The organism is Cyanothece sp. BG0011 (assembly GCF_003013815.1).
Lineage (GTDB): Bacteria > Cyanobacteriota > Cyanobacteriia > Cyanobacteriales > Microcystaceae > Crocosphaera.
Genome location: NZ_PRLH01000217.1, coordinates 1 through 4998 on the forward strand (window position 1 = coordinate 1; position 4998 = coordinate 4998).

The window sequence follows — 4998 nt, forward strand, 5'->3', positions numbered from 1 at the left end:
GGGAAAATGAAAATCTCCGAATTATCTTCGGGGAAACCAAAGCAGAAAAGAAAACTCCCGTTTACGCAACTCCGCTAAATAAAGTGGCTCAAAAGCTCATCCAATCTATTTTGGAATACTATTCCACAGACTTTGAAAATTATTCTCAAAGCAAGTTGTAAAAAAGAAATGGCCTCACTCAAAGATGCTATTCAACGCGCTAGAAGAACTTCAACCAATCCATCTTACCGTCCTGTTTAAAAGCTTTGAGAGCCGTTAGCACGGCATCGACCTAGATAAAGCTTCATCGAATTAGATGGCTTTCATAGAAAGTCTTACGGCGATGAAGTACCTTGTACACTTATCAACTAAAACTATGGCATTTAACTCTGGAAAGAAACGTAACAAAACCATCGATACCTCAGCTTTTGACGGGCTAAAAGAGTTTGAAACTCGTGACAATTCGACAGCTTATTGTCAATTAGTTAACCCTGAAAGGTTATCCTCTGAGAAGAAAATCCGCGATAGTAACTGTCCCTATGGGGTTTTCATCCCTTTAGAACAAGCAGAACGAGTATCATTCACGCCCACTGGTTGGTTTCAAAGAATCTCACTAACCTTCAATGAAGATTCTCCCAATCCAGCAACGGTACAAGGATACATCACTAAGCGATTACGTTGTTGTATCATTCATCAGTCTGACACGATCGAACTTCAGGAGAAAACAGCGAGGGGATGGTTTTACAAAGGACCAGCCTATAAATACGGGAAGCCGACTAAGTATAAAGAACTTCTCGATGGCGATCGGGAAAACTACCGTATGCGAACTCGATATTTACTGCTGTTTGTAGACGAAGATAACAACCCATTGCACGAAGTGCCCTTACAGTTAGGACTAGGTGCAGGAACTGGGGGTGCTATCGGCTCAGAAGTTGCTAGTTTGAGAGATGAGTTTAACCAAGCTTATTCGGAAGCGACTGGTAATAAAGGCGTGGCTCTTGAAGATGAAGTTCATTCGTTGACTGTCTTAGATATGGAATTAGATTTCCACAAAAGCCAGGGTAAATCACCTTTTGTCGTACCTATAAGACGGCTACACCCGGTAACAAAAGCCGAGCTAATTGACGTTGAACAGGAAAAAGAGAATAAAGGTCGAATAGTTACATTGATTGGAGAGCCTTTCAATAACATTTTAATCCCCAAAGGATCTAAAGCTGGTGAGCTAATATTCTCTCTAAGAGAAACTTATAGCGATTTTCCTATTCCTAATGGGGGTGCTGAGGAAGATGACACTTCATCCAAATCCTCTGACGCATCTAATCAAGAAAACGACACCGCTTCTTGGGAGAATGATCCAGACTTCTTCGAGAAGTGTACCCCTACCCCACAACCTCAAGAGAAACAAGTATCTGCGCGTCCGAAGCCAGTATCAAAGGTTGAGGAAACTGAGGTTGAAACTGAAGAGGAAGAAACCCCTATTCCTTTCTAACTCAACGTGAGTAGTCCATCTGGGCTACTCCTTTTTAATTTCAACATAAACGAGGTTTTATTATGTCAAAAAATGTGTTAGTAATCGAAGCGCCAGGAAAACGTAAGAAATTAGAGAAATTCCTAGGAGCAGACTGGACAGTTATCGCAACGGGAGGACATATCAGAGAATTCGCCAAATCAGGTACACATAACTTGGGGTTTGAGCTAACACCGAAGGGGACAGTGATACCGAAGTTTGTGCCTCGCTCTGAGCGTAGCAAGAAGGTAATTCGACAATTGCAAATGACGGCTAAAAGGACAAACAGTGAACGGATTTTTATCGCCACCGACCCGGACAGAGAAGGGGAGTGCATCGGGTGGCACGCCGCCCAAGTAATGGGAATCAAAAATCCACAGCGAATTGTGTACTCCGAAATTTCAGAGAAAGCAGTCAGGAGGGCTATCGAAACTCCGCGACTCCTTGATACTAATCTTGTAGCATCGGCTCTCGGACGTTCCACCTTGGATAAGCTGATCGGGTACACCGGTTCACCTTTGTTGTGGGATTATATAGAAGGAGCTAAAAGCATGGGGAGAGTTCAAACCCCAGTATTGGCATTAATCTGTGAACGGGAAGAAACCATCCAAACCTTCAAACCTGAGACTTACTATTCTGTATGGAGTTCTTACGCAGAAGGCTTCAAAGCCTTTTACGCAGGAGAAAGCAACGAGACTAACGAAGAAGCTGACGAAGAAAGAGATGATAGCCAAAGCCACAAAGAAGAAGTTAAAGAGTCCTTGCGAGTAACAAGCGAAGCAGAGGCTAATCGTCTTGTGGCGATCGCACGGAACAACTCTCACAACGTCGTATCCCTTCAAACGAAGAAAAGCAAGAAGTCCCCACCTGCGCCATTTACAACGAGTAACCTACAACAAGCGTCTGGAGCTAGACTAAAGCTTTCGCCAGATATGACAATGAAGTTGGCTCAGAAGCTGTATGAGGCGGGCGTGATTACCTATCACCGAACTGATTCCACGGTAATTTCCGACGATTTCTGTGAGGTTATACGAGAGTATCTCAAAGCAAATGACCCTGAAAACCCACCTAAGTCAGTCGTGAAGCATCGACAGTCCAAGAATGCCCAAGAAGCGCACGAAGCCATTCGACCTGTAGATTTAGCCAAAACTGAAGTAGACATCGCTAGTGAACTAGGAGATGCGGCAGGGAAGCTATACCAACTGATTTGGTTTAGAACAGTAGCCAGTCAATGCAAGCCCGCCGAGTTAGATAAAACCACCATTACCACCCAGTCGGATACTGTGTTCTGGAAAGCAAAAGGACAAGTTGTTACCTTCCCTGGCTATCTTCGTTATTGGAGAGACTTAGGGGCTGATTCTGAGTTGCCTTTAGTACAGCACAATCAATCGCTTGACTTAGAAGACGCTCAGGCTGAAAAGAAACAGACTAAGCCGCCCTCTCGCTATACCGAGGCGCAAATGGTAAAGGTGATGGAAAAGAAAGGAATTGGACGACCTAGCACGTTTTCACCAACAATCCAAACTCTTAAAGACAGAGACTACGTTGCGGTCGAAAAGCGGATGCTCAAACCGACTGAGATAGGACTCAAAGTCTACCACTTCGTCAAAGAGCATTTAACGGAACTAGGAACAGTCGAGTTTACTGCTCAGATGGAGTCCCACCTCGATGCGATCGCCAAAGGGGATGAAAAATGGCAGCCCTATGTGTGCCAATTTCATTTTGACCATTGGCAACCTATCCTGATCAAGATAGCACAAACCCTAGGAAACCCAGCCGTTAAATCGTTCAATGGTAATGGCAAATCCTTAGAAAAATCGAGGACTAAATGCCCTAAGTGTAACGTTGCTATGAGTAAGGTTCCATCTAAATCTAAGAAGTTACACCGGCCTTATTTCCTCAAATGTGAGGGCTGTGAAACAGTCATGTTCTACAATAAAGAGCGTAAGCAATGGGAACAGCCTGGAAGCGGTCAATCACAAACCCAAGAAACCAAGGCAAACTGTCCAAAGTGTCAAAAGCCACTGCATTTAAGAGAATATCGTAGTAAGAAAGACGGCAAGCAGAAGAAATTACTGAAGTGTCTTAACTGCGACGATGTGGTGTTCTTTGAGTCACGTGGTTGCTTTTGGTCAAAACAGTTCGGGGAAATCAATCTTTAGGTAAGGTTTACGGCTCGTAAGAAATGTCTACGGGTCGTAGACTTTATTTCATCTGCTAGCGCATTTAAGCAAAAAGTTGTAATGAGGTTGTAACAATGGTAACAAAATAACTAACCTAGATTCACTTCTAGAGGCTAAGAGCTTGACATCTTACCCGGACGAAACGAACTATGGCGTGAAGATGAACTTTGAAGAGGCACAACGTTTTAGAGACGACTTCTTTTCTTCTTCTTAACCGAGCAGTATTGCGATCCATCGTTGAAATCAAGCACGAAAAAATGGCTAAGTTTAGGGCATAATGAAATAGCATCTATCTCAGTCTGGACAAGGATCATAACTATCCGCAGCAGTAGCTATTTTTCTTATAAATAAACGTGGTTGCTGCGGATGGAGTTTGATCCAAAAATCTAGCGCTCCCCAACTTGAAAATATACTATCCTTAAACCTATTATCTCACCAACGGTAATCAAAGGAGATAGCACAGTTGCCCAACTCGACTTAAATGAGATCCGAGATGCAATCGCCAAAGGTGATGAAAAATGGCAACCCACATTGAGCGTAGTTTTCTTCGAGTCACGCGGTTGCTTTTGGTCTAAGCAGTTCGGGGAAATAAATATTTAGGTAAGGTTTACGGCTCCTAAGAAATGTCTACGAGTCGTAGACGTTTCTTATCTTAGTCTGCTAGCGCAGTCAAGCAAAAAGTTGTATATGAGGTTTTTACAATGACAACTCAACAACGAACCTTGGTGTTAGCCGATCTCGGTTGATCTTCAAAAGACAAGCTAGGAATTGAACTAACGAACCTAGACTCACTCTTAGAGACAATTTCTCTTCTCCTTCTTAACCGAGCAGTATTGCGATTCATCGTTGAAATCATACACAAAAATACGGTCAAGATAAAGCGCTAATGAATCAGCCTCTATCTCAGTCTGGCTAAAGTTTATAACCTTCCGCAGCAATTACTATTTTTCTTATAAATAAACGTGGTTGCTGCGGGTGGAGTTTGATTCAAAAAGCTAGCGCTCCCCAAGTCGAAAATCTACTATCATTTAACCTATTATGTCAGCACAGTTCGGGGAAATAAATCTTTAGATATTCTCTACGAGTCGTAGACTTTATTTCATCTGCTAGCGCATTTTAGCAAAAAGTTGTATATGAGGTTTTAATAATGGCAACAAAACAACTGACTTTGGTGTTAGCCGATCGTGATGGATCTTCCAAAGACACTCTAGGAGTCGATCTAACTAACTTAGACTCCCTCTTAGAGAAATATAGTAAAAATCTGACTCCCTACCCGAATGCAGACTACGAAATCATAAACAACGATGAGAGCTTAGTCACTACACTAAC

General features: G+C 42.8%; 2 protein-coding genes and 1 pseudogene. All 3 read left to right on the plus strand.

Going from position 1 to position 4998, the window contains the following annotated elements:
• Window positions 1-355 precede the first annotated feature (355 nt).
• On the plus strand, window positions 356-1468 hold the full coding sequence (locus C4E06_RS26970) for a DUF5895 domain-containing protein (protein ID WP_107671398.1): 1113 nt from the start codon (window positions 356-358) through the stop codon (window positions 1466-1468).
• 62 nt (window positions 1469-1530) lie between these two features.
• On the plus strand, window positions 1531-3648 hold the full coding sequence (gene topA, locus C4E06_RS26975; RefSeq protein ID WP_107671397.1) for a type I DNA topoisomerase: 2118 nt from the start codon (window positions 1531-1533) through the stop codon (window positions 3646-3648).
• 1168 nt (window positions 3649-4816) lie between these two features.
• Window positions 4817-4998 (plus strand): annotated as a pseudogene (locus C4E06_RS26985) (hypothetical protein); the annotation flags it as partial.